At 69.6% G+C, this 25,741-nt stretch carries 21 protein-coding genes and 1 pseudogene; 12 read left to right on the top strand and 10 right to left on the bottom strand.

Translation table 11 applies throughout. The features are described from left to right. Positions 1-15: 15 nt before the first annotated feature. The 4 genes from GA0070624_RS20035 to GA0070624_RS20020 are packed head-to-tail and all read right to left on the bottom strand — an operon-like array spanning position 16 to position 4,746. On the bottom strand, positions 16-792 hold the full coding sequence (locus GA0070624_RS20035; protein ID WP_091343331.1) for an ABC transporter ATP-binding protein: 777 nt from the start codon (positions 790-792) through the stop codon (positions 16-18). Further along, positions 792-2,627, bottom strand: a complete 1,836-nt coding sequence (locus tag GA0070624_RS20030; protein WP_245718891.1) for a branched-chain amino acid ABC transporter ATP-binding protein/permease — start codon at positions 2,625-2,627, stop codon at positions 792-794. The genes GA0070624_RS20035 and GA0070624_RS20030 overlap by 1 nt, the downstream gene beginning before the upstream one ends. Next, entirely contained in the window at positions 2,624-3,508 is an 885-nt protein-coding gene (locus GA0070624_RS20025; protein WP_091343330.1) for a branched-chain amino acid ABC transporter permease, read from the bottom strand. The genes GA0070624_RS20030 and GA0070624_RS20025 overlap by 4 nt, the downstream gene beginning before the upstream one ends. Next, entirely contained in the window at positions 3,508-4,746 is a 1,239-nt protein-coding gene (locus tag GA0070624_RS20020) for an amino acid ABC transporter substrate-binding protein (RefSeq protein WP_091343329.1), read from the bottom strand. The genes GA0070624_RS20025 and GA0070624_RS20020 overlap by 1 nt, the downstream gene beginning before the upstream one ends. 160 nt (positions 4,747-4,906) lie before the next feature. On the opposite strand from GA0070624_RS20020, the gene GA0070624_RS20015 reads away from it, so the two are divergent. Next, positions 4,907-6,484 (top strand): phytoene desaturase family protein, encoded by a 1,578-nt coding sequence (locus GA0070624_RS20015; protein ID WP_091343328.1) that lies wholly within the window; start codon positions 4,907-4,909, stop codon positions 6,482-6,484. A gap of 5 nt (positions 6,485-6,489) precedes the next feature. Here the strand turns inward: GA0070624_RS20015 and GA0070624_RS20010 are convergent, their stop codons facing one another. Further along, positions 6,490-7,803, bottom strand: a complete 1,314-nt coding sequence (locus GA0070624_RS20010; RefSeq protein WP_091343325.1) for a dihydrolipoamide acetyltransferase family protein — start codon at positions 7,801-7,803, stop codon at positions 6,490-6,492. Positions 7,804-7,805: 2 nt separating this feature from the next. Then, positions 7,806-9,983: an alpha-ketoacid dehydrogenase subunit alpha/beta gene (locus tag GA0070624_RS20005; protein WP_091343322.1), complete on the bottom strand. Its 2,178-nt coding sequence runs from the start codon at positions 9,981-9,983 to the stop codon at positions 7,806-7,808. A 136-nt stretch (positions 9,984-10,119) separates the two neighbouring features. On the opposite strand from GA0070624_RS20005, the gene GA0070624_RS20000 reads away from it, so the two are divergent. The 5 genes from GA0070624_RS20000 to GA0070624_RS19980 are packed head-to-tail and all read left to right on the top strand — an operon-like array spanning position 10,120 to position 14,578. Further along, entirely contained in the window at positions 10,120-10,632 is a 513-nt protein-coding gene (locus GA0070624_RS20000) for a VOC family protein (protein WP_091343320.1), read from the top strand. Next, the gene (locus GA0070624_RS19995; RefSeq protein ID WP_091343316.1) at positions 10,629-11,324 is read left to right on the top strand and encodes a GntR family transcriptional regulator; all 696 of its coding nucleotides are present in this window, start codon (positions 10,629-10,631) and stop codon (positions 11,322-11,324) included. The genes GA0070624_RS20000 and GA0070624_RS19995 overlap by 4 nt, the downstream gene beginning before the upstream one ends. Beyond that, the gene (locus GA0070624_RS19990) at positions 11,321-11,788 is read left to right on the top strand and encodes a (2Fe-2S)-binding protein (RefSeq protein ID WP_091343313.1); all 468 of its coding nucleotides are present in this window, start codon (positions 11,321-11,323) and stop codon (positions 11,786-11,788) included. Before GA0070624_RS19995 ends, GA0070624_RS19990 begins: the two co-directional genes overlap by 4 nt. Then, complete coding sequence (locus tag GA0070624_RS19985; RefSeq protein WP_091343311.1) at positions 11,785-13,920, top strand: xanthine dehydrogenase family protein molybdopterin-binding subunit; 2,136 nt, start codon at positions 11,785-11,787, stop codon at positions 13,918-13,920. Before GA0070624_RS19990 ends, GA0070624_RS19985 begins: the two co-directional genes overlap by 4 nt. A gap of 31 nt (positions 13,921-13,951) precedes the next feature. Then, entirely contained in the window at positions 13,952-14,578 is a 627-nt protein-coding gene (locus tag GA0070624_RS19980) for a carboxymuconolactone decarboxylase family protein (protein WP_091343308.1), read from the top strand. A gap of 110 nt (positions 14,579-14,688) precedes the next feature. Here GA0070624_RS19980 and GA0070624_RS19975 read toward each other — a convergent pair whose 3' ends face one another. The 4 genes from GA0070624_RS19975 to GA0070624_RS19960 all read right to left on the bottom strand — a co-directional run bounded on the left by GA0070624_RS19975 (position 14,689) and on the right by GA0070624_RS19960 (position 19,600). Beyond that, positions 14,689-16,161: an NAD-dependent succinate-semialdehyde dehydrogenase gene (locus GA0070624_RS19975; protein WP_091343305.1), complete on the bottom strand. Its 1,473-nt coding sequence runs from the start codon at positions 16,159-16,161 to the stop codon at positions 14,689-14,691. A gap of 65 nt (positions 16,162-16,226) precedes the next feature. Further along, positions 16,227-17,483, bottom strand: a complete 1,257-nt coding sequence (locus GA0070624_RS19970) for a M24 family metallopeptidase (RefSeq protein ID WP_091343302.1) — start codon at positions 17,481-17,483, stop codon at positions 16,227-16,229. 2 nt (positions 17,484-17,485) lie between these two features. Then, entirely contained in the window at positions 17,486-18,445 is a 960-nt protein-coding gene (locus tag GA0070624_RS19965) for an NAD(P)-dependent oxidoreductase (protein WP_091343299.1), read from the bottom strand. A gap of 81 nt (positions 18,446-18,526) precedes the next feature. Next, the gene (locus GA0070624_RS19960) at positions 18,527-19,600 is read right to left on the bottom strand and encodes an alpha/beta hydrolase family protein (protein ID WP_218105218.1); all 1,074 of its coding nucleotides are present in this window, start codon (positions 19,598-19,600) and stop codon (positions 18,527-18,529) included. Between the two features lie 195 nt (positions 19,601-19,795). On the opposite strand from GA0070624_RS19960, the gene GA0070624_RS19955 reads away from it, so the two are divergent. The 6 genes and pseudogenes from GA0070624_RS19955 (at position 19,796) to GA0070624_RS19935 (ending at position 25,703) form a co-directional block, all read left to right on the top strand. Further along, entirely contained in the window at positions 19,796-20,707 is a 912-nt protein-coding gene (locus GA0070624_RS19955) for an ABC transporter substrate-binding protein (RefSeq protein WP_091343294.1), read from the top strand. Further along, positions 20,707-21,888: an MFS transporter gene (locus tag GA0070624_RS19950; RefSeq protein ID WP_091343292.1), complete on the top strand. Its 1,182-nt coding sequence runs from the start codon at positions 20,707-20,709 to the stop codon at positions 21,886-21,888. The genes GA0070624_RS19955 and GA0070624_RS19950 overlap by 1 nt, the downstream gene beginning before the upstream one ends. 52 nt (positions 21,889-21,940) lie before the next feature. Next, positions 21,941-22,963 carry a LacI family DNA-binding transcriptional regulator gene (locus tag GA0070624_RS19945; protein ID WP_218105217.1) on the top strand — a complete coding sequence of 341 codons (1,023 nt, stop codon included), beginning with the start codon at positions 21,941-21,943 and terminating at the stop codon, positions 22,961-22,963. Positions 22,964-22,966: 3 nt separating this feature from the next. Beyond that, entirely contained in the window at positions 22,967-24,133 is a 1,167-nt protein-coding gene (locus tag GA0070624_RS19940; RefSeq protein WP_091343288.1) for a M24 family metallopeptidase, read from the top strand. Positions 24,134-24,438: 305 nt separating this feature from the next. Further along, positions 24,439-24,834 (top strand): annotated as a pseudogene (locus tag GA0070624_RS36635) (hypothetical protein); the annotation flags it as partial. Further along, positions 24,822-25,703, top strand: a complete 882-nt coding sequence (locus GA0070624_RS19935) for an amidohydrolase family protein (protein ID WP_342672768.1) — start codon at positions 24,822-24,824, stop codon at positions 25,701-25,703. The pseudogene GA0070624_RS36635 and the gene GA0070624_RS19935, both read left to right, overlap by 13 nt. The last annotated feature ends 38 nt before the right edge of the window (positions 25,704-25,741 follow it).

Genomic DNA, 25,741 nt, shown 5'->3' with positions numbered 1-25,741 from the left:
CCGGCGGCCAGAGGGTCAGCCGGCGCGGTGGCTGAGGTGACTCTCCACCGACTCGACTGAGGGCGCCGTGTGGTGCTGGCTCGCGGTGCCTCCGAAGTACATCTGCGCGATGTCGGGGTCGGACAGGATCGCGGCGGCCGGTCGCTGTGTCACGACCCGACCGCTCTCCATCACGATGCCGTCCGTGGCCATACGCATGCCGAAGCGGACATTCTGTTCCACGATAAGGATCGTCTTGCCGCTGTCCCGCAGCACCATGACCGACTCGAACAACGTGTGCAGCGCCTTCGGGTCGAGGCCGAGTGACGGCTCGTCGAGCAGCAGCAGCACCGGATCGAGCATCAAGGACCGGGCGAACTCCACCATGCGCCGCTGGCCGCCCGACAGGTTGCCCGCCTTGTCGTTGCACCGCTCCGCCACGATCGGGAAGAGCTCCGCCACCTGGTCGTACCGCTTGCGGACACGGGAGCGGTCCCGCCGGATGATGTACGCGCCGAGAAGGACGTTCTCCTTCACGGTGAGGTTGGGGAAGAGGGCATTCGCCTGCGGCACCTGGGAGATCCCCCGCTGGAGGATCTCCGACGGCGAGCAGTGCCCGATCCGCTCTCCCTTGAGGGTGATCTCCCCTAGGCGGGGTGTCAGCAGTCCGCTGACGGTCCGAAGCACGGTGGACTTCCCGGCACCGTTCGGCCCGACGATGCAGGCGATGGCGCCCTTCTGCACCTCGATGTCGACACCTTGCAGCACGTCGCCGCCGCCGTAGCCGGCGACCACACCCTTCAGCTGAAGCATCAGTTCGCCACCTCCTGCGCCAGCTTGAAGTCGTCGCCGAGGTAGGCGTCGATCACGGCTGGGTCGGTCTGGATCTGGGCGGGCGTCCCACTCGCCATGGTCGCACCACGGCTCAGCACATGGATTGGGTCGCACAGGTCGAGGACGAACGGCATGTTGTGCTCCACGATCAGGAAGGTCTTCCCGTAAGAGTTCAGCTCGCGGATCATCTCGCCCATCCGCTCGATCAGCACCGGGTTGATGCCCCCGGCAGGCTCGTCGAGCAGGATGAGCTTCGGGTCGAGCATGAGCACCTGAGCGAGCTCGACGAGCTTCTGCTGCCCATAGGAGAGGGCGTGCGCCTTCTGGTCACGGAACGCGCGCATCCCGACGAACTCCAGCAGCTCCTCGGCCGCCTTGGCCTCCTTGCCGCTCACCGCGATGCGGCCCAGCTGCGAGAAGGAGAAGGATCGCTGCGCGGCCACCACATTCTCGAGCACCGTCATCTCGCCGAACAGCCGGGTGATCTGGAACGTGCGCCCCAGCCCTCGGTGCGCGCGCTGCCAGGATGGCAGCTTCTCGATGTGCTCGCCGTCGAAGACGATCTCGCCGGCATCAGCCGTGATCGTGTTGTCGATCAGGTTGAAGACGGTCGTCTTGCCGGACCCGTTGGGCCCGATCAGGCCCGTGATCGTGCCCTCCGGCACCACGAACGAGCAGCCGTCCACGGCCTGGAGACCGCCGAAGTGCTTCCGGAGCCCCCGTACCTCGAGGAGCGGACGAGGCTCCGCCGTGGTCCGGTCCACAACGTGCACCCGGTCGGTGAGCGAGGCGAAACTTCCGCCAGTGCCGATCCGCGCGCCCACCAGACCGGCCTTGCCGGCGGTACGACGACGCTGGAGCAGCGACTCGATGGCCGGCAGGATGCCCTTGGGCAGGAAGATCACGACGAGCACGAGCAGACCGCCGAAGAGGTACAGCCGCGCGTTGCCGCCACCGAAGTCGTTGTTGGCGATCTCGTTCAGGGGCTCGATCAGGAACGCGCCGAGCACCGGCCCCCACAGCGTCGCCTTGCCGCCGACCAGCAGCGACAGGACGAGCTGCACGCTGATCAGGATGCCGAACATTCCGCGCGGGTCGATGAAGGTCAGGTAGTAGCCGTAGACGGCGCCGGCCATGCCGACGAAGACGGTGCTCGCCACGAAGGCGATCATCTTCTCGACCGGCAGGTTGATCCCGATCGTCGCCGCCTTGGTCTCGTCCTCCCGGATCGCGATGAGCCCCATGCCGAGCTTGGTCCGGCGGATCCACCACGTCATCAGCAGCTGCAGCGCCAGGATGGCGATGAGGGCGTAGTAGAACGGCCAGTTGATGATGTCCCGGTCCCAGGACGGGAGCGGCAGGGTCAGGCCGGCCGTCCCGTTGGTCAGGCTCACCCAGTTGATCGCGATGACCTGGACCAGGAACAGGAACGCGACCGTGATGATGACGAACGATGGTCCGCGCGAGCGCAGCGAGACCAGACCGAGCACGACGGCGACGGCGGCGGCGACGAGGCCCGCCGCCGGCACCCACACCCAGGGGGAGACCGACTCGAACCGGGCTGCGAGCACGCCGATGGTGTAGCCGCCCAGGCCGATGAAGGCCCCTTGCCCGAGAGACACGTAGCCGGCGAAGCCCGTGATGATGTTCAGTCCGCTCGCACCGATCGCGAACACCAGGGACAGGATCACCATGTTCTGGTGGAAGGCGTCATCGGTGAGCAGCGGGAACGCCAGCAGCAGGACGGTGGCGACCGCCACCAGCAGGCGCCCGATCCAGAGCGGCTGGGTCAGAAGGCTGAGAGACTTGTTCACGCCGGCACCGCATCCTCACGCATCCGGGTTCCGAGCAGTCCCTGCGGACGGATCAGCAGGACGGCGAAGACGATCGCGTAGGGCACCGCCGTCGCCCACGAGGGCGAGACGTACGCCGCGGTCAGTGTCTCCGCCACACCGAACATCACCGCTGCCAAGATCGCTCCGTTCAGACTTCCCATGCCACCGAGCACGACGATCGCCAGCAGCCGCGCGATCCACTGGTAGTGAGCGCCGGCGACGAACGGGTAGAGCACTCCGACGATCGCTCCACCCGCTCCCGCCGCGGCTATCCCGAGGGCGAAGACGAGGGCCGCCACCGCGGCCACCTTGATCCCGACCAGCTCGGCGCCGGCCGGGTTGATGGCCGCGGCGCGGATCGCCCGTCCGAGCCAGGTCTTCGTCAGCACGAGACCCAACGTCACCAGAACCAGCACCGCCACGAGTCCGCCGTACACCTGGGCCTTGGGCAGGAACAGACCTGCCACCGTGAACGACTCGTCCGCGTAGCCGGGACGAATCGCGGTGGAGTTGTTCCCCCAGATGGTGCCCATCGCCGCTTCGATGACCAGGGCCAGGCCGAAGGTGAGGAGCACCGTCGACGCCATCGGCGCCGTCCGGATGGGCGCCACCATGAGCTTGTAGGCGACCCACCCGATGGCGCCGACAACCGGCGCGGTGACGAGGCTGGCAAGCAGCGGGTCGATACCGAGCGCGCTCCACAGCGTGTAGGTCAGGTAGGCTGCGAGGATCAGGAAGGCACCGTGGGCGATGTTGATCACTCGCATTACCCCGAAGATCAGGGTCAGGCCTCCTGCCACGAGGGCGTAGACCCCGCCCAGGAGCAGGCCCAGGATCAGGTTCTGGATGAACTGGATCATCAGCCAGCGCCTCCCGGCTTCCAGCCCATGATGATGTTGTCGGTGGTCGCGCTCTCCTTGGGAAGGACGAACTCGACCTTGCCCTTCTGCCACTGACCGATCAGGAACTGACCGATCGGGCTGCCGTCGTCGTTCCACTCGAGCTTGCCGAGGATCGTCTCGACGCTGTTCTTACGAAGCCAGTCCGCCATGGCGGCCTGGTCCTTGACGTTGCCGACCGCCTCGACGGCTGCCTTGAGTACCTGGCCCGCGGCGAAGGCGTCGGCCGCGTCCTCCGGCGGGAGACCACCGAACATCTCCTGGTACTTCGCCACGAACTCCTTGTTACCGGGGGTGTTCGCCTGGGGAGCATGGCTCACCGCGTACATGACGCCCTCGGTGTTCTCGACACCCACAGCGCTGGAGTACTGGTCACCGTTCGAGGGGGTGCTCGTCTGGTACAGCCAGTGGGGCTTGAAGTTGGCCTTGAGCATCGCGCGGGTCATGCCGACCCCGTCCTCGAAGACCGCGCCGTGCACCACCAGGTCCGGTGCCTTCGCCTTCATCGCGTTCACGATGGTGTCGAAGTTCTTGGTGTCGATCGCGTACGTCTGCTCGTACACGGTCTGGATCCCGGCCTTCTCGAGGATCGCCTTGATGCCCTCGACCGTAGGCACGGCGAACGGATCGTCGATGGTCGGGTAGGCCGCCGTCTTCGGGCGCTGGTCCGCGGGTAGGCCGGCGATCCAGTTGGCGAACACCTCGCCCTGCTTGTCGGCGGTCGCCTGCTGACTGAAGAAGACGTACTTGAAACCGCGGCTGAAGATCTTCGGAGAGGCACCGGCCGGCTCGACGTAGAGCATCTGGTTGCGCTCGGCGACGGCCGACGCGGGGAGGTTCAGTAGCGAGGAGAACGTCCCCAGCAGGAGGTCGACCTTGTCCTGGCTGATCAGCGCGTTGTAGTCCGCGACGATGGTGTTCTGGTTGGACGCGTCGTCCTTGATGACCAACTCCACCTTACGGCCGCGCAGACCGCCGTTCTCGTTGATCATCTTCTGCCAGACCTCGTAGCCCTCCTTGGCGGCCTTGCCCGGCTGGGAGAACTCACCGGTCAGCGGGAGCGACGTACCGATCTTGATCGGTTCGTCGGTGTTGTCGCTGCCCTTACCTTCACCGCCACCACAGGCGGCTAGTCCGAGCGCAAGGAGAGTGCTGAGCGCTACCGCCCTCACCCGACGGCTGGTCGCGGGATTCACCATTCTTCCTCCTAGGTGTCCGCAATCGATTGCGGTCTCGATGCAGTCTTGTGAAGCCCACCACACGCTGTCAAGCATCTTCACGGACCCATTTCGTTGCAAACGCTTGCACAGTCCGGCATCGTGACAACACAACTTCAAGGCGCTGAGGCAGGAGGTCGGCATGGTGATGGGCCACAACGGAGCGGGGGGCTCGGCGCCGGAGGTCGCCGACGTCGTCGTCATCGGCGCAGGGCACAACGGGCTCGCGTGCGCGGCCTACCTCGCGCGCGCCGGCCTCGACGTCGCCGTCCTCGAAGCAGCCGACCAGCTCGGCGGGAACACGCGCACCGAGGAGCTGACCCTGCCCGGGTTCGCGCACGACTCCTGCTCGAGCGCGCACGTGCTGATCCAGTCCAATCCGATGATCCGGGACGACGAGCTCGGGCTGCTCACGAAGTACGGGCTGAAGTACCTCCACACCGATCCGGCGGTGGTGCTGCCCCAGCCCGACGGCACGAGTCTGGTGATGCACCGCGATCTGGACGGGACCGCGGCGGAGATCGCGCGGTTCTCGTGGCAGGACGCCCGCGAGTTCACCGCGATGGTGACCGAGTGGGGCGCCGGCCTTGCCGCGGTGCACGGCCGCTGGAGCTCCGGGCTGGCGCTGGGAGCCGGCGCGGCGGCATCCCGCTATCGGGACCTGCGGCGGCAGAGCGCCTGGGACGTGGTACACCGGCGGTTCGCGCATCCCGCGGTCCGCTCGTTCGTGCTCTGGCTCTCGATGGCGACGATCCAGGACCCGCGGCGGCCCGGCACAGGCGTGCTCCCCTCGTCCTTGACGGCGGGCCGGCTGAGCTTCGGTTGGGCGACACCGCTCGGGGGTTCCCAGGCTCTTCCCGACGCCCTGACGGCCCTCATTCGAGATCACGGTGGAACGGTGGTGACCTCGGCCGGGGTCGACCGCATCGAGGTGGCGCGTGGGCGGGCCCGAGCGGTACGAACCACCGACGGTCGGCGTGTCGAGGCGCGCCGGGCCATCGTCTCCAGCGCCCACCTGGCCAACCTCGCGGACATGCTCGAGGGCGCCGGAACGCCGGGGGACCTCGCGGACGCGCGTGACCGGTGGCGGCCCGGACTCAGCGTGTTCGCGGTGCACGCAGCGCTGCGGCGGGACCTCGAGTACCCGTCGGCGGGCGGGCCGCTTCGCTCGCCGGCGGCAGGGCTGGGCACCACCGACGGAATGGTGGCCCAGATCGATGCGCACCACCGCGGTGAAGCCGACGCCCGGGACCCTTGGCTTCTCGTCGTCGGGCAGAGCGCCGTCGACCCGAGCCGGGCGCCCGACGGCCAGGCGACCTTCAAGATCCTCACCATCGCGCCGCACGCGCTCGCGGATGGACGGAACTGGGCCGACGCCAAGGAGGAGTACGCCGACGCGCTCGTGGAGCTGGTGCGCCGTCGAGTCGACGGGCTCGCGCCGGACGACATCCTGGCGCTCCGCGCGGAGTCGCCCGTCGACGTGGCACGGCACAATCGCCACAACGTCGGCGGGTCCTGTCACGGCGGCGAGTTCGTCACCCCCGACGGAGGCGTCATCCCGGGCTGGCCGACGTACACCACGTCGGTGCCCGGCCTCTTCCTCACCGGCGCCACGACTCATCCCGGCGGCTCGGTCTCCGGACGGCCCGGGCGCAATGCGGCTCGGGCCGTCCTGTCCGCGCTCGGCGTCGACCCGTCCACCGTGATGGGGCCGACGTAGCCGGCTTAGGCCAGGATCCGCAGGGGCCTTTCGAGCAGGCCCACGAACGCCTCCATCCACCTCGCCGCCACGACGCCGTCCACCGGCCGGTGGTCGACGGAGAGCGTCACGCGCATGACCGGTCGCACCCGCAGCTTTCCCTGGCGTGCGACCGGCTCCTCGCGGACCGCGCCGACCGCGAGAATTGCCGCCTGCGGCGGGTTGATGATCGCCGCGAACTCCTCCGTACCGAACATCCCGAGGTTCGTCACGCTGATCGTTCCGCCCTCCAGCTCCTCCTGGCGGAGCCGGCCGTCCCGGGCCCGCTCGGCGAGCTCGCGGGTCGCGCGGGACACCTCCGTCACCGTCATGGCTTCCACGCCTCGCACGACCGGGGTCAGCAGCCCGCGCTCGGTGGCGACCGCGACCGAGACGTCCACGGCGGCATACTGACGGACCGCGTCCGGCGACCAGGTCACGTTCATCTCCGGCACCAGGGCGTGGGCCCGGCCGACCGCCGTGACCACGAGGTCGTTGAGCGACACCTTCACGTCGGCGCCGTCGTTGAGCTCGGCGCGGAGCTTCACCAGCCGACGTACGTCGATGGTCGCGCGGAGGTAGAAGTGCGGGGTGCTCTGCTTGCTCTCGGAGAGCCGAGTCGCGATGGCGCGCCGCATCCTCGAGTGCGGGATCTCCGTGAAGCCGCCAGCAGCCGCCACCGCAGGCTGTGTCGAGGGCTGCTCCGCCGGTGCTCGGAGCGGTTCGTCGGAGCGGGCACTCATCCGTTCGGCAAGGGCGGCTTCCACGTCCCGTCGGAGGATGCGGCCCCCGGGGCCGGTCCCGCGGATCGTCTCGGTGGCCAGGCCCGCCTCCCGGGCGAGCCGCCGGGCGAGCGGGCTGGCGAAGATCCGGGCCCGGTGCTCGCCGTTGGGCGTCGTCACCTGTTCGGCCAGCGCGGGTTCGGGCAGGGCGCCGGCACCGGTGTTCGCCGTGCCGCCCTCGGGATCGAGACGAGCCGCCGGCTCAGCAACCGGCCCGGCTGCGTCCGCGGCGCCGACCCCGAGCTTTGTCAGGAGCGCCTCGAGGTCGCCGACCTGCTCGCCCGGGTCGCCCAGCACGGCGATGGGGGCCCCGACGTCGACCTTCGACCCCGGCGCGACCAGCCGCTTGAGGACCGTCCCGTCGGCATCGGCCTCGATGTCGACCAGCGCCTTCTCGGTCTCCACGGTGGCGATCGAATCCCGTGCCGAGAACGCGGTCCGCTCCTCCACGGTCCAGTCCTGCAGGATCGCCTCGGTGGCGTTCGCCGCGATTTCGGGCATGCGCAGCAGTCTGGCCATGTTCAGTACCTCGCCATCTCGGTCAGCTTCGCCACGACCTCCTCGGTCCGGGCGATCGCGGCCCGTTCCAGCACCTTGCTGATGCTCGGTGAGGCCTCCCCGCCCGTGACCCGTTGCACCGGCTGGTCGAGCCAGTCGAAGAACCGCCGGTGGATCTCGTCGGCGAGCCAGCCGCCGTACGACGTACCGACCGCTCCCTGTTCGGCGATCAGCACGTTGTTGGTCTTCTTGATGCTCTCGCCCAGGGTGTCCCAGTCGAGGCTCGCCCGGTCGAGCCAGCGAAGGTCCACCACCTCGGTGTCGATGTCGACCTGCTCGACCGCTTCGAGCACGTAGCGCACCATCGCGAGGTAGGAGATGACCGTGACGTCGGAGCCACTGCGCCGCACGGCTGCCTTGCCGACCGGCAGGCAGTAGTCCAGGTCGTCGACCGGGCCGAGGCCGGTGGAGCCGTAGAGGTCGACGTGCTCGAGGACGACGACCGGGTCCTTGCACCGCAGGGCACTGTTCATCAGGCCCACGTAGTCGAACGGCGTCGTGGGCGCCACGATCCGCCAGCCGGGCGCGGTGACGAAGATGCCGGCCGGGTCCATCGAGTGCTGGGAGCCGTAGCCGGTGCCCATGGCGACCTTGCTGCGGAGCACGAACGGCACGTCGCCGGCGCCGCCGAACATGTGCCGGGCCTTGCCGATCTGGTTGAACAGCTGGTCGGCCGCCACCCACATGAAGTCGGCGTACATGAACTCCACCACCGGCTTGTAGCGGCCGTCCAGGGCGATGCCGCCGCCAAGTCCCGCGAACGCGTTCTCGCTGATCGGGGTACCGAGCACCCGGTCGGGGAACCGCTCCTTGAGCCCCCGCGTGGCTCCGTTGGTACCGCCGTTGAGCCGGTGCACGTCCTCGCCCATCACCACGACGGACGCGTCGGTCTCCATCCGGCGGGCCATGACGCCGGCAACGGCGTCGATGAACTTCTGTTCGCCGAGCGCCCCGGTGAACGAATCCACGTCGGCCAGCGGGGCATTGTCGAACTCGCTCAGGTCGCCCCGCACGCCGACGTCGACGAACGCGGGGTCGGGCCACTCGCTGTCCTTGATCCGGCGCTGGCCCGGCTTTCCCCCGGGCACGGGCTCGAGCAGGACATCGGTGGTGTCGGCCATGGCCTTCCTGGCACGGGCCACGACGTCGTCGATCTCGGCTTGCGTCATGATGCCGCGCCGGAGGAGCTGAGCGGACAGCTGCTTGATCGGGTCGCGGTCGCGCCAGCGCTTTTCCTCCGCCTTGCTGCGGTAGCCGAAGGCGCTGCCCGGAAAGCCGCCGTTCTGGTGGAAGTACCGGTAGGTGTCGGCCTCGATGATCGTGGGCCCCTTACCGGCCCGCATGTGCGCGACCGCCTCCTGCATCGCCAGGTAGACGGCCAGCGGGTCCATCCCGTCGACCTTCCAGCTGGCGATGTTGAACCCCGGCCCACGAGCGGAGAGCCGGGGCTCACCGGTGGCCTCCAATACGCTGGTGGAGACGGCGTACTGGTTGTTCTCGATGAAGAAGCAGACCGGCAGCTTCCAGGCGGCCGCCAGGTTGAAGGTCTCCAGCGTCGAGCCGATGTTGACGGCTCCGTCACCGAAGTAGGTGACCGAGACCGCGTCCGTGCCGGCCTGCCGGTGAGCCCAGGCGAACCCGGCCGCCTGCGGCACGCCGCCGCCCACGATGGCGTTCGTGCCCATCGCGCCGGCTTCCTTCCACTGCAGGTGCATGGAGCCGCCGCGGCCGTGGCTGAAGCCGCGGTCCAGCCCGCAGATCTCGGCCAGCGTGCGTAGCAGCACCGCACGGATCTCGTCGGTCAGCTCCTTGGCGGGGTCGAGCCCCTTGGGCGCGACGTGGTGCAGCGCCTTCGCGAGGAACTGGTGGTGACCACGATGGGAGCCGTTCACCGCGTCCTGGCTGGTGAGGGGCAGCGCGGAGCCGACCGCTCCGGCCTCCTGACCGATGCTCGAGTGCGCCGGCCCATGGATCAGACCTGCTCCCGCAAGCTCGAGCACCGTCTCCTCGAACGTCCGGATCAGCACCAGCTGGCTGAGCATCGTGGTGAGCAACGCGGGCTCGGCGGCGTCCCAGTCCTCCGTGGTCACCACGAGCTCGACCCACGGCGCCGCGGGCTCCAGCCTCCTGTGGTCGGTCATCTACGCCTCCTCCGGTGTCTGGCGACAGACTGGCACAGCTTTGGATCCAAATCCAGATCCTGCTGGACGCTAGACATATGGCTTGCACGTGATTCAGTATCGGAGACACCGCAGGTGTGGAAGGAAGGGATCCAAAGTGGGGTTGCCCGGGCTGCGTCGACTGGACCACGTCGGCTTCACCGTGCCGGACCTCGAGGAGGCGACGCGCTTCCTCGTCGACGTACTCGGCTGTGAGTACCTCTACTCGCTCGGCCCCTTCCGGAGCGCTGACGACGACTGGATGACCGAGCACCTGAACGTGCACCCGCGGGCCGAGGTGGTGGAGAACCGGTTCTTCCGCTGCGGAGAGCAGGCGGTGTTCGAGGTCTTCTCCTACACCTCGCCGGACCAGCGGCACGCGATCCCCCGCAACAGCGACATCGGCGGCCACCACGTCGCCTTGTACGTCGACGACCTCGACGAAGCCATCGCGCACCTGGAGCGGCACGGGGTCAGGGTGCTGGGCGGACCGACGGCGAGCAAGGGTCCGGCGGAGGGCAATCGCTGGGTCTACTTCCTGTCGCCGTGGGGGATGCAGTTCGAGCTGGTCTGCTACCCGAACGGCAAGGCGTTCGACCGGGAACGTGCCGAGCAGGAGGCGACGGCATGACCGAGGGCATCATCCTGCCGGCCTCTCCCGCTGAGCCCGCCACCGGGGCAGCGAGCGCCCGGGTCGCCGACTTCCTCCGCACGGCGATCTTGAACGGAGACATCGCCCCAGGAGAACGGATTCGTCAGGAGGAGGTGGCCGAGCGCCTCGGTGCGAGCCGGCTACCGGTCCGCGAGGCCCTCCGGATCCTGGAGGCCGAGGGGCTCACCGAGCACGAGCCGCACAAGGGCGCGCGCGTGCCCAAGCTCTCCATGCACGAGGTGGACGTGATCTACCAGATGCGCGAGCGGCTGGAGCCGCTGGCGCTGAGCGAGAGCATCCCCCACCTGGGAGCCGCGGAGCTGGAGCGGCTCGAGGAGATCCAGAGCCGGATCGAGGCCGACACCGACGTGCGGTCGTTCCTCGCGCTGGACCGCGAGTTCCACCTGCTCAGCTACACCGGTTGCGGCATCGAGCAGCTGACCGGCATGGTGACCAGGCTGTGGAACTCCACCCAGCACTACCGCCGGGCGTTCATGGCGCTCGGCGGACCGGGCCGGATGTGGGTGGTCAACGCCGAGCACCGGCTCCTGCTGGACGCGATCGAGCGCCGCGACACCGTGGACGCGGAGCGCTACCTGGGTGGGCACATCCGACGTACCCGGATCGAGCTGCAGCGGCATCCCGAGGTGTTCGACGGAGAGCGGCGATGACCAGCACGTTCCGCTTCACCGTCAACGGCGAGCCGGTCACGGTCGAGGCCGACCCGGACACGACGCTGCTGTCGCTGCTGCGCAACCACCTGGACCTCAAGGGCAGCCGGTTCGGCTGCGGCTTGGGACTGTGCGGCGCCTGCTTCGTCCGCGTCGACGGCAACGTCGTACCGTCCTGCGACACGCCCCTGTGGTCCATGGACGGCCGATCGGTCGTCACCGTCGAGGGGCTCGGGTCGGACGGGCAGCTGCACCCCGTGCAGCAGGCGCTGCTCGACGAGCAGGCCGCACAGTGCGGCTTCTGCATCTCGGGCATCGCGGTGAGCGCGGCAGCGCTGCTGGCGGACAACCCGCACCCGTCGGCTGAGGAGGTGGCGCAGGCCCTGGACCGGAACCTCTGCCGCTGCGGGGTCCAGCGCCGGATCGTCGACGCAGTGGTGAAGGCGGGTGAAGCCGGGTCATGACGCTGACCGACCAGACCACGACCGGGCTGCCCCGGGACCTCGCCGCCAACCCGCGACTGTCGCGGTGGATCGGCGTCACCGCGGACGGCCGCATCGGGCTGAGGGTCGGAAAGGTCGAGCTCGGCCAGGGGATCCTGACCGCCCTCGCGCAGGTGGCCGCCGAGGAACTCGCCGTACCGCTCAGCTGCATCGACCCGCTTCCCGCGCACACCGGCCTCGGCCCGGACGAGGGACTCACGGCGGGAAGCACCTCGATCTTCGACGCCGCTCCGGCGGTCCGGCTCGTTGCGGCGCACGTGCGGGCGATCTTCGTCGCCGAGGCGGCCCGGCGCTGGGGGGTCGACCCGGCGGATGTGGTCGTCGAGGACGGAACGTTCAGCTGCCTGACGGACGAGCGGCGAACGTCGTACGCGGAGCTGGTTGGCTCGGTGGACCTCGACCGCGACGTGGATGCCGGTGTCGCGCTGATGAGGACGCTCGACATGCGGCTGGTCGGCACCAGCGCGGCGCGGATGGACCTGCCCGACAAGGTGGCCGGCCGGCCCCGCTACATCAGCGACCTCAGGCTGCCCGGCATGCTGTTCGGCCGCGTGGTGCGGCCACCGTCCCCGGGGGCGCGGCTCACCGCCGTGGGTGACGTGCTTTCCGGGCGCGCTGAGCTGCAGGTGGTCCGGGACGGGTCCTTCCTCGGTGTGGTGGGCCCGGACGAGTTCCAGGTCGCGCGCGCCGCAGTGCAACTCCGCGACGCGACCGAGTGGGACGAGCAGGACACGCTGCCGGACGAGCCCGACGTGAGCGCCTTCCTGCTGCGCGGCCCGCATGAGGACATCCCGGTGCTGGCGGAGGACATCGGCGTCACCGCACCCACCCGTCGGGTGGCGGCACGGTACAGCCGGCCCTTCCTGGCGCACGCGTCCATCGGCACGAGCTGCGGCGTCGCCCGGTGGGACCGCGGCGGAAGGCTCTTCGTGTGGAGCCACAGCCAGGGCATCCACAAGCTCCGCGACGCCATCGCTCAGGCACTCGGGCTCGACGCCGAGAAGGTCACCGTGGAGCACGCCGAGAACGCCGGCTGCTACGGCCACAACGGCGCCGACGACGCGGCCTTCGACGCCGTCCTGCTCGCGCGCGCGGTGCCGGGCGTGCCCGTCCTGGTCCAGTGGACCCGCCAGGACGAGCTCGGCTGGTCGCCCTTCGGATCCGCAATGGTGGCCGAGGTGGCGGCGGAGCTCGCCGAGACGGGGCAGGTCGCCGGGTGGACCTACGACGTGTACGGCCAGGGGCACACGGCCCGGCCCGGCTACCGGGGAACTCCCGGCCTGCTGGCCGGCGCCTACCTGGAGCGACCGCTGCCCAGCCCGGTCGCCGACGACCCGCCCCTGGCCGCCGGTGGTGGCACCACCCGCAACGCCGTTCCGATCTACGCAGTAGGCGCACGCCGGATCACCGGGCACCGTCTCATCGAGACCCCGATCCGCTCCTCCGCGCTGCGTGCGCTCGGGGCCTTCATGAACGTGTTCAGCATCGAGTCCTTCATGGACGAGCTCGCCGCGGCGTGCGAGGAGGACCCGCTCAGCTTCCGGCTCCGCCATCTCCAGGACGACCGGGCGCGGGCGGTCCTGGAGACCGCTGCGACGGTCGCCCGATGGGGCACGCCGGTTCCCGAGGGACGTGGGCGCGGCATCGGCCTCGCCCGGTACAAGGACCGGGGCGCCTACTGCGCGGTGGTCGCGGACGTCGAGGCCGAGGAGCGGGTCGTCGTCCGCAGGCTGACCGTCGCGGTCGACGTCGGCCGGGTGATCAACCCGGACGGCGTCCGCAACCAGATCCAGGGCGGCGCCACCCAGGCCACGAGCTGGACGCTCAAGGAGCGGGTGCGCTTCGACCGGCGACGGGTGACCAGCGTGGACTGGGAGACCTATCCGATCCTGCGGTTCAGCGAGGCGCCGGAGGTCGACGTACACCTGCTCGACCGGCCCGATCTGCCGTCCGTGGGCGCCGGCGAGGCGACCCAGGGCCCTACCGCAGCAGCCATCGGCAACGCGGTCGCGAGCGCCCTCGGCGTTCGCGTCCGTGACCTACCCATCACGACCGAGGCCGTGATCGCAGCCATCGAGTCACAGACCGACTGAAACTCCGCCCACCCAGAGAGGGAGTACCACCATGGCCGACCCGTACCTCAGCTACGTGCCGCTGGAGAAGATGGACGAGCGGATGCAGGAGGAGATGCACCGCTGCGCCCGCGAGGGCACCCCGCGTCCGGAGAGCTCCGCGGTACGCGCCCACGCACCGAACGCGTTCTGGGCCTTCGCCGACTCGTGGAAGGCGCTGTTCCACAGCGGCGTGTGTGACCACGCGATCAAGGACCTGTGCCGGGTCTACATCTCACGGACCGTGAAGTGCGAGTTCTGCGGAAACCAGCGCTCTGCCAAGGCTGCCGCCGCAGGCCTGGAGGAGGCGAAGTACGACGACCTCCTCAACTTCGAGTCCTCCGACAAGTACGACGAGCGGCAGAAGGCCGCCCTGGCCTACGCCCAGGCGATCGCCTGGGGAGAGCAGGACCTCGACAAGCTGTGGCAGCGTCTCCATGAGCACTTCACGGAGCCGGAGCTCGTGGAGCTCGGCTGCTGCATCGCCTTGACGTTCGGCCAGCAGAGCTGGATCCGGCTGCTGGGCATCGACCACCACCAGTACATGGCCGGCACTGACGCATCGATGGCGCCGGGCTTCCGCACCGCGGAGGAGCTGGCGGCGAGCAAGGCGCGCGACGACTACTGGGGGAAGCAGTAGGAGCCACCGGAACGCACAGCGGCGGCCATCCGCGAGGATGGCCGCCGCTGTTGTTGTGTCTGCTGCTGTTCGTGTCCGCGGTTCCTGTTGCCGCTGTTTCGCGGCCGGTGTCACCACTGCACGGCGATGTACTTCGCCTCCAGGTAATCCAGCATCCCGTGGTGGCCGCCCTCCCGGCCCACGCCGCTCTGCTTGGTGCCGCCGAACGGTGCGGCCGGGTCGCTGACCAGGCCACGGTTGAGGCCGACCATGCCGGAGTCGAGCGCCTCGCTGACCCGAAGGCCGCGCGCCAGGTCGCCGGTGAACACGTACGACACCAGTCCATACTCGGTGGCGTTGGCCAGCCGGATCGCCTCGTCCTCGTCCTCGAACGTCACGATCGGCGCCACCGGCCCGAAGATCTCCTCCTGCAGGATCGGTGCGTCCGGGGTCACGTCGAGCAGCACGGTGGGCTCGTAGTAGAAGCCCTCGCGCTCTGGACGGCGGCCACCGACCACGGCCTTCGCGCCCGCGTCGACCGCGCCCCGGACCAGCTCCTCGACCTTCGAGGCGGTGTCGCCGTTGACGAGCGGGCCTACCTGGTTGGTCTCGTCCAGCCCCGGCCCGAGGCGGAGCGCCTTCATCCGCTCGGCAAGCCGGTTGCTGAACTCGTCGGCGATGGAGGCCTCGACGTAGAACCGGTTTGCGGCCGTGCACGCCTCACCGGCGTTGCGCATCTTCGCGACCATGGCACCGTCGACGGCGGCATCCAGATCGGCGTCGGCGAACACGAGGAACGGGGCGTTGCCGCCCAGCTCCATGGAGCAGTTGACCACCTGGTCCGCGGCCTCTCTCAGCAGGATCCTGCCCACCTCGGTGCTACCGGTGAACGACAGCTTGCGAACCCGTGGGTCGTGCAGCATCGCCGAGACGACGGCACCCGAACGACGGGCGGGCAGGACATTGACGACCCCTGATGGCACGCCGGCGTCCGCCAGGATGCGGGCCATGGCGAGCGCGGTCAGCGGCGTGTCGCTGGCGGGCTTCAGCACCATGGTGCACCCGGCCGCCAGTGCGGGACCGATCTTCCGGGTCGCCATGGCCGCCGGGAAGTTCCACGGGGTGACGAGCACGCAGATGCCGACCGGCTGCTGCAACACCAGGATCTTGTTCGTCCCGGAGGGGGCCGTCACCAACTCGCCGGCTGCCCGGACCGCCTCCTCCGAGTACCAGCGGAAGAACTCGGCGGCATAGGCCACCTCCCCGCGGGCGTCGGCAAGCGCCTTCCCGTTCTCGAGCGTGATCAACCTGGCCAGGTCGTCGGCCTGCGCGGTCATCAACTCGAACGCGCGGCGGAGGATTTCGGCGCGCTGACGCGGCGCGGTCGCCGCCCACCCCGCCGCCGCCTGTTCGGCTGCGTCGACGGCAGCGATCGCGTCCTGGACGGTGCCGTCTGCGACGGCGGTGATGACCGAGCCGGTCGCCGGGTCGACCACGTCGAAGCGACCGCCGTCGGCGGCGGGCACGCCTTTGCCACCGATGTACAGGTCGGTGAGCAGGTTGGCAACCGGGAGAGGGCTGGCGGCAGAGGTGGTCTCGGGCATGGGGTGTCGCCTTTCGAGAGAAGTGGACACGAGAGAAGGAGCAGGACGTGCCACGTGAAGTCGGCTCAGTACGGGTTGGTGACCACGAGGTCCTGGGCCGGGAAGAGGGTGAGGATCCGGGGCCCCTCCGGCGTCACCACAACCTCCTCCTCGATCCGCGCCGCCGAGAAGCCGTCGCTGGCAGGGCAGTAGGTCTCCAGCGCGAACACCATGCCGGGCTGGAGCTCGATCGGCTCCTTCATGCTGTTGAGCCGGGAGATGATCGGACGCTCGTGGAGGCCGAGGCCCAGTCCGTGACCGAACTGAAGGCCGAAAGCCGCCATCTCGTTCTCGAAACCGAACTCCTCCGCCTTCGGCCACACCGCCGCCACCTCGTCGGTGCCGACCCCTGGCTTGATCATGTTGATCGAGGCGTCCATCCACTCGCGGGCCTTGGTGTAGGCGTCACGCTGGCTCGGGGTCGCACTGCCCACGCTGAACGTGCGGTAGTAGCAGGTGCGGTAGCCGTTGAACGAGTGGATGATGTCGAAGAAGGCCTGGTCCCCCGGCCGGATCAGGCGGTCCGAGAAGTTGTGCGGGTGAGGGTTGCACCGCTCACCCGAGACCGCGTTGATCGCCTCCACCTGGTCGGACCCCATCTCGTAGAGCCGCTTGTTGGCCAGAGCGACGATCTCGTTCTCCCGGATGCCGGGCTTGAGGACCTCCACGATGTCCTGGTAGACGCCATCGACCATCGCGGCGGCCTGGGTCAGCAGCATGATCTCGTCCTGGGACTTGATCTGCCGCGCGTCGAGCATGAGCTGCTGGGCGTCCACCACGGTCAGCCCCTGCCGCTGCATCTCGAAGAGGAACGGCGGCTCCACGATGTCGACGCCGACCGGGGCGTCCGCGACCCCGGCGTCCTCGAGCAGCCCCTTGATCTGCCGCACCGCCTGCTCCATCAGGCCAGCGGTGGGGGCGATGGCGCCGCGGAGCCCGAGCATGCCGGCATGGCAGTTGGTCGGGTCCAGCCAGGGCGAGTAGAGGCGGTGGTGTCGTGCGGCGGAGCCGAAGTCCCAGAGCATCGGCTCGCCGCCCCGGGTCAGCAGCGCGTAGCGGGTCATCTTGTCGCCGAGGGCACCACCGATCCAGGTCTGGGTGGTGTACCGGATGTTGTAGAAGTCGAAGAGCAGGAAGGCACCGCACTCGCTGGCCTCCAGGGAGGCCTTCGCCCGGGAGAGGCGGTACTTCCGCAGCCTGTCGAAGTCGACGCGCTGCTCGTAGTCGACGCCCATGTGGCCGGGGGCGGCCATGGGTGCGGCTGCCGGAGCCGACGGCGCCATGGCTAGCTCACCTCGTCCGCTGCGCTCAGCCCGTCGTCGACGACGACGTCCTCCGGCTTGAGCACGAGGCCTGAGGCCGCCGCCTGCTGGTCGAGGAGGATCGCGAAGTCCTCGTCGACGCGGCCGCTGCTCACCGTGGCCTGCACCAGCTGGGCGGTGGCTGCGGCGACCGGCATGGGGACGTCGAGCTGACGAGCCGCAGCAAGACCGAGGTCGAAGTCCTTCCGCAGCAGCGTCGGCGTGAAGGTGGGGGTGTAGTCGAGGTTCACGAACGCCGGCGTCTTGTACCGGGAGAACACCGAGCCCATCACGCTGTTGTTCAGGAAGTCGAGGAAGGCCGCCCGGGAGACGCCGCCCTTCTCGGCCAGGACGGTGATCTCGGCCAGCGACTGGGTCACCACGCCCAGGAACAAGTTGTGGCAGATCTTGACCAGCCGCGCGACATCGCCCTGACCGACGTACGTGACCGACTTGCCGAGGTGCGCCAGCAGCGGAGCGACGAGGTGGTAGGTCTCCTCGGGCCCGGAGACGACCAGGCTGAGCCCGCCGGCCTTGACCACCTTGCCGTTGCCGCTCACCGGCGCGGCGAGGAAGGCCACACCGCGGTCCGTGCAGGCTTCCCGCATCCGCTCCGACGACTCGGTCGAGACGGTGGAGCAGTCCACGACGACGCCGGGGACGTGGTCGCGGTCCGCAAGCAGGCCACCCTCGCCGAGGAGCACCTGCTCCAGGTCGGACGGGGTGGAGACCATCGTGAACACGACGTCGCGGTCCCGCAGCTCGGCGATCGAGTCCACCACGGTGCTGCCGACCTCGGCCAGGGGTTCGGCCTTGGCCCGGGTGCGGTTCCAGGCGGCGAGATCCACGCCCCCCTTGGCGAGCCGGCGGGCCATGGCGAAGCCCATCCGGCCGGTCCCGATCCAACCCACCCTCAGGTCGGTGGAGTCACTGTCGTTTGTCATGAGCCTGCCTTTGCAATCGTTTGTATAACAACGTAGTAACGGCTGGTTCCCGAGTCAAGCCGAGGGTCTGGGGTGTGCGGATCAGGCTCGCCCGAGCTTCCGCGCGAGCCAGTCGGCGGTGTAGGGCCGGTGCCAGGGGGCGACGTTCGCGCAGCCGTGGTTGCCGTTCTCGAGCATGACCAGCTCAACCTCTCCCCCCGCCGCACGCCGCAGTCGCTCGGCGTGCTGCCACGGAATCAGCCGGTCCTGCCGGCCGAAGACGATCAGCAGCGGGGCGGTGATCTCGGACGCGGACTTCTCCAGCGACAGGGTGAGGGCGATCTCCCGCGCCTGCGCCTCGTCGCGTGCCCGCGAGCGGACCTCGAACGTCTTGCGCGTGAGCTCGGGGAGGCCCTCCCAGCACTCCCCGAAGTTGAACGGGCCGGCGAGGGCGACGCAAGCCTTCAGCCGGTCCCCGAGCGCGGCAGCGATCCGTGGTGCGTAGTAACCGCCCAGGCTCACCCCCCACGCGGCGATCCGGTCGCTGTCCACCTCTGGCATCTCGAGGAGAGCCGAGAAAAGCGCCTCGGCGGGCGCGGTCCAGTCGCCCCTGATCGGCAGGTCGTACTCCGCCTCGCCCTGCCCGGGGCCGTCAACGCTGAAGGTGGCCAGGCCACGGTCGAGGAACGTCTCCTCCGTACTGTGCAACTCCTCCTTGGTCGAGTCCAGGCCGGGGACCATGAGCACGACCGGGTGGGGGCCTTCACCCTCGGGTAGCCGGAGTACGCCGACCAGGCTGGCTCCCTCGAACGGGATCTCCACCCGCCGGCCCGGTCGTCGCAGGTGAGGCAGCGCGTCTCGGTAGCAGCGAACCGCCCGCTCATGGGCCCGGCGCATCTGCTCGAGGTCTTCCACGAAGACGAACTTGCCGAAGTGGTAGTAGACGGCCGCCTGGGTCAGGTGCTGTCCGGCGGAGAGAAGCCGATCCTGCGCGAGGGCGTCCCGACCGAGGCGCTCGTGCTCCGCACCCACCTCGGACCATGCCCGGCACCAGTCCTCCCAGCGGGCGACGCTTGCGGTGATCCGCTGAAAGTCCCAGACGGTGACCCCGTTGGTGGTGAAGCGGGGGGCCCAGTGGGCGATGGCCGAGGCCACCCTTGCGTCCGTGTCTGCCACTCCTCGGCCTCCCGGCATCCGACTCCTGCAAACGACTGCAGTCTCTCTGCGCCCTCCGTGGCATGTCAAGCACAACGATCAGCTCGATTGCAACGTCGGGGATCCGAAACTTCGTAGCTGGACTACTGCAATCGACTGCACGTTGCGCTAGTCTGCCCAGCGACGTCAGGACGGCCGGAGAACGAGGAGACGCAGGTGGAACTGGTTGTCGGATCCTTCACCCCGTCGGTCCTGCTCGCCGTCGCGCGGCGCACTGGGCGGCTGGCGGAGCAGGGTCTCGAGGTGACGGAGGTGGCAGTGCCATCCTCCCCCGCGCAGTTCCGCTCCCTGATCGCGGGCGAGATCGACGTCGCGCTCACCAGCCCCGACAACGTGGTGGCGTACCGGTTCAGCCCGGAGAACCCGTTGGGGGTCACGGCCGACGCCCGCATCGTCAGCGCCGTGGACCGCGGCCTGGGGCTGGGGCTCTACGGCAGGCCGGGTCTTGCTCCCGAGCAGCTTCGCGGGGCTCGGGTGGGTGTCGACGTACCGACCTCTGGTTTCGCCCTCGCGATGTATGCGCTCGCCGAGTCGCTCGGCGTCGGGAGGGACGAGTACGAACTCCTGACCCTCGGCTCGACGCCCAGGCGACTCGAAGCCCTGCTGGCCGGTGAGTGTGACGCGACGATGCTCAACGCGGGCAACGAGCTGCTGGCTGAAGCAGCGGGAGCGGTGACCCTTGCCCGGGTGAGCGAGGTGTGCTCGCCCTACCTCGGCACGGTCGTCAGTGTTGTAGGCGAGCGCTTCCTCGAGCCGGCGCGTCGCTTCGGTGACGCATTGAGGGAAACGGCTCGTGACATCTGTCGCGGAACAGCCGAGACGGCGGCCGCGGAGGAGGCCGCGTCGGTGCTCGGCCTTGCCGGGGATCTGGCCCGGCGCTACGTGGCACGCCTGCGGAGCAGCAGCGAGGGCCTGGTCCTGGACACGGCGGTCGACCTGGCGGCACTCACGACCGTCGTGGACCTGCGCCGGCGCTACCTCCCGACCTGGAGGGACGGTCGGGACGTGCTTGCCGAGGCCTTGGCTCCCGAGTCGGGCCTGACGTCGTACGTCTCCTCGGAGGCCTGATGAGGGGCACCGCCTCCCGGCGCTGGTCCTCGCCGATCCGGCTGCTGCAGTACACCGCGCTCGTCAGCACGCTTGACCGTTTTGCCATGCCCCCGATGCTGGTCGCCATCGCGGTCGACCTCGACGTGCCCCTGTCCCGCGCCGTCCAGGCGGCGGGCGCCTACTTCGTGGCGTACGGCCTCATGCAGCCGGTCTGGGGGCTCGTGTCGGACCGGCTGGGGCTCGTCCGGACGTTGCGCATCACCCTCTTCCTGTCGGCGCTCACCACTGCAGCCTCGGCACTCGCCGGTTCGATGCTCGCACTGGCGGTCTTCCGCTGCCTGGCCGGCGGCTTCTTCGGAGCGGCCTTTCCCGCCGCACTGATCTACGTCGGCGACACGGTCCCCGCACCGCAGCGACAGCGCCAGATCACCCGGCTCATGGTCGGTGTCGCCCTCGGTACAGCGATCGCGTCCGCATTGGCTGGCCTCCTGGCACACGTGGCAACCTGGCGTCTGGCCTTCCTCGTCACCGGGGGCTCCGCGCTGCTGCTGGCCGGCGGCCTGGGGCGCCTCGCCGAGCCGGCGGTGACCCGCACGCACCGGACCGTGGTCGCACCGCTGGTGCAGGCGATGCGGTCGCGGGTGACCGTGCTGGTCCTCCTGCTGGCGTTCATCGAGGGTGCCGTCCTGCTCGGCGCGCTCACCCTGCTGCCGCCAGCGGTGGAGGCAACGGGGGTGAGCTCCTCGGTAGCCGGCGGCGTCACCGCCGTCTACGGCGTCGCCGTCTTCGTGTCCGCGCGCCTCGTGGGGCGTCTCTCCAGGGACCTGCATCCCGCTCGGCTGATCGGTCTGGGCGGCGCCGCAGCCCTCGTGGGCTGCATCGTCATGGCGGTGTCCCAGGCGCCGGCGGTGGCCATGCTGGTCGCGCTCCTGCTCGGCCTTGCCTGGGCCGCCATGCACTCCTCCTTGCAGACATGGGCGACGGAGGTGCTGCCGGGAGCCCGGGCGACGGTGGTGTCGCTCTTCGCCGGGTCACTCTTCGTCGGCAGCGCCGTCGCCGCCGTCGTGGTCTCCGGCCTCGCCCAGGACGACCGCTACCGAGAGATCTTCCTGCTCGCTGCTGCCACAAGCATCCCGCTCGCGCTGCTCGCCGTGTGGGGCCGTGCGACGTGGCGCCGGGCGGAGGAGGAACCGGCGTGAGGGGTGGACGATGAGCAGGCCAATACGCAAAAGGCGCACTATCATCACTGCCGTGCCCAACCCCACCCTCCGCGACGTCGCCGAAGCTGCGGGTGTTCACGCAGCCACCGCTTCCCGCGCCCTGAACCCCGAGACGCGGCGACTGGTGAACGCGGAGACGGCCCGGCGGGTGCTGAAGGCGGCTGAGTCGCTCGGATACCAGCCGAATCCCATCGCACGCAGCCTGAAGACCGCAAAGTCGCGGACGATCGGGCTCGTCATCCCGGACCTGACCAACCCGCTGTTCCCCCCGATCGTCCGCGGCATCGAGGACGTCCTCGGCCCTGCCGGCTACAGCGCCCTGATCGTCAACACCGACCACGACCCGGCCCGGGAGGAGGCCCTCGTGGCCTCACTCCGGTCGCGGCAGGTCGAAGGTCTCATCATCGCCACGGCCCGCCTCGACCACCCCCTGCTGCGGGAACTGCACCAGCAGGGCGTCCCGATGGTGCTGGTCAACCGCCGCACCGAGAACGTCGACGTTCCCTGCGTCACCCCCGACGACGCGGCGGGGGTCGCCATGGCCGTCAAGCACCTCGCGGGGCTCGGGCACACCCGGATCGCACACCTGGCCGGCCCGACCAGCACCTCCACGGGTGTCGTCCGCGCGAACGCGTTCCGCACTGCCCTGCACGAGCACGGTCTCGATGACGACCCGTCGCTGATCGTCGCCTGCGAGTACTGGACGGAGGAGGCGGGTGCGCGGGCCTTGCGGCACCTCCTGGACTCCGGAGCGGACCCGAGCGCGATCGTCGCCGGCAACGACCTGATCGCCCTCGGATGCTACGACGTCTTCGCCGAACGAAGGATCTCCTGTCCTCGGGACATGAGCGTGGTCGGCTTCAACGACATGCCCTTCCTGGACAAGCTGCGTCCGCCCTTGACCACGATCGCGGTTCCGCACCACCAGGTCGGGGTGGAGGCGGCCCGCATGCTGCTGGAGCTGTTCGAGGAGTCCGCCCGCCCCGCGCGGTCGGTTCTCCTCCCCCTGTCGCTCGTCGTGCGCGGCTCCACCGCACGCCCGTCCCGCAGGTGACAGATGACCGCAGGCACGACCAGCCCGTCCGCCGGCCCCCCGAGGTTCAGCCAGGAGGAGATGGCGGGTCGTGCCGCCGCCCTCGACGAGGTGATGCGGGAGGCTGAGGTCGAGCACGTGGTGGTGTACGGCGCCAACCGCTCCGGCAGCGGGGTGCAGTGGCTGACCGGCTGGCCGGTCACCCGGGAGGCCGTCGTCGTGCACTCGATCGGTGAGCAGGACGCGCTGCTTGTGCATTTCTTCAACCACCTACCCCAGGCGAGGCGGGTGGCCACCGAGGCCTCGGTGCGGTGGGCGGGACATACGCCGAGCAGCGTCGTGGAGGAGCTGCGAGCCCGTGGGGCCGGCGGCTCCCGGGTCGGGGTGATCGGGGCTCTTCCGTTCCAGGCCTTCCGTGTCCTGGAATCGGCGGTAGATGGCGTGGTCGACCTGAACGGTGCCTACACAAGACTGCGCCTGCGCAAGTCCGCGGCGGAGATCGAGTGGCTGAAGCGAGCAGCCGAGTTGACGGATCTCTCCTGCGCGGCACTGCAGGAGCGGGCTGCCCCGGGCTCTTCGGAGCACGAGCTCGTCGCCCTCGTGGAGGGAAGCTACCTACCTCTCGGCGGCACCAGTTACATCCACTACTTCTCGATCGCCTCCATGAACTCCCCTGACCAGTGCGTGCCTGCTCAGTGGCCGGGTGAGCGGAGACTCGCGACCGGAGACGTCCTCTCCTGCGAGCTGAGCACCAGCTACGGCATCGACTATCCCGGCCAGCTCCTCCGCACCTTCACTGTCGGAGCGGAGCCAACCCCCCTGTACAAGGAGCTCCACGCGGTGGCGGACGAGGCGCTCAACCGAATCGAGGCTCTGCTCGCGCCCGGCGTCACCCCGCCGGAGGTGGTCGAGGCGGCTGCCGTCATCGAGGAGGCCGGCTTCACGACCGTCGACGACCTCGTGCACGGCCTTGGAGGCGGCTACCTGCCGCCCGTGTTCGGCTCACGGAGTCGGACCCTGGAGCCGCTGCCCGATCTCCGGTTCGCCGAAGGCATGACCGTCGTCGTACAACCGAACGTCACGACGACCGATGGCGCGGCAGGGGTGCAAACCGGAGAGCTCTTCCAGGTGACGACGGACGGGTGTGCCCATCTCCACCGCTTCCCGCGTGGCATGGGGCGCATCGCGTAGTGCGGTGTCCACTAACGTTCACCGGGTTTCTGGTGCCTGTTGTGGATCCTCGCCTTGTGGGCGAGCGACTCCCCACCGGGTGGTGGGGCGGGCCTCCGCGGGCCAACTGATCCTCGCGCCGCCTGAAGTGGGCGGCGGGGGTCACGTCGGGACCGGCCGGCACCGGGGAGGTGTCGGCCGGCTCGACGGAGGTCCCACACCGTCCCGGAGGCCCGGCCGACCGCGACCACGGGACCCTGATCTGTCGGCGGCGGGGCGCTGCCACCTGCTGGGCCGAAGTCGGGAGGAAGGCGGCCGACCGACGGATGGCGGCAACGGGTCGGACGGGTTTAGCTGACGATGAGCGGCCGAAACCCGTAAGCAGATCGTCCGACCGAGAGGCCGCCGGTGGTCTGGTGGTGGCGGACATGTTGGCGATCCGTGGCGGCACTGCGTTCGACGGGGTCAGTCCCGTCCTGGTCGAGCGGCCCCTGGTGCTCATCGACGATGGGCGAATCGTCGACGTACAGGCCAACGGGGCGCCACCGTCGGGCGCCGAGGTGGCCGATCTGGGTGGTGCGACGCTGCTGCCCGGCCTCGTCGACGCCCACGTGCACCTGGTCTTCGACGCCAGCGCGGACCCGGTCGGTGCTCTGGCGGAACTGCCGGACGAGGAGCTGCTCAGTCGCATGCGCACCGCGGCGCGTACCTGCCTGGCTGCGGGGATCACGACGGTGCGGGATCTGGGCGACCGGGGTTATCTGGCGTTGCGGCTACGCGACGAGCTCGCCGCCGACCCGCATCCGGTCCGCAGATCCTCGCGGCCGGCCCGCCCGTCACCACCAGCCGGGGCCACTGCTGGTTCCTCGGTGGCGAGGCGGACGGGGTCGAGGGTGTGCGGGCCGCGGTACGCGCCCGCGTGGAACGGGGTGTCAACGTGATCAAGGTGATGGCGACCGGCGGCGAGATGACGCCCGGGACGCGCTCGCACGAGGCGCAGTACGGGCCGGACGAGTTGCGCGCGGCCGTCGAGGAGGCTCGCCGCCACGGGTTGCCCGTGGCGGCGCACGCCCATGGCGTACGGGGCATTGAAAATGCCCTCGCGGCGGACGTCGACACGATCGAGCATTGCTCGTTCATGACGGCCGATGGTGTGGACTCGCGCCCGGACCTGATTGGGGCGATCGCTCGGGCCGGCATTGCCGTGTCGGCGACCCTCGGGTTTGTTCCAGGATTTGCACCTCCGCCGCGGCTGGCCTCCCGGCTTGACGGTTTCGTGGCCAACCTGCGGCGGATGCGGGATGCCGGCGTCACGCTGGTGTGCGGCACCGACGCCGGTGTTGCGCCACCCAAGCCGCATGATGTCCTGCCGTACGGCGCAGCCATGTTGGTCGAATGCGGGTTCCCGCCGGTCGCGGCGCTGCGCGCGGTGACCTCATCGGCCGCCGAGGCGTGCCGGGTCGGCGAGCACAAGGGGCGGCTGGCTCCCGGCTTCGACGCTGACCTGCTCGCCGTGGAAGGCGACCCCCTCGCCGACGTCACCGCGCTGCGCGCCGTCACTGCCGTTTTCCGAGGCCATCGGGTGCGCTGACGCCGGGCTGGGCCTCAGCCAACGGCGTGCCGCATGGC

This window comes from Micromonospora rhizosphaerae (genome assembly GCF_900091465.1).
Taxonomy (GTDB): domain Bacteria; phylum Actinomycetota; class Actinomycetes; order Mycobacteriales; family Micromonosporaceae; genus Micromonospora; species Micromonospora rhizosphaerae.
This window is presented reverse-complemented; position numbering and strand designations above follow the sequence as displayed.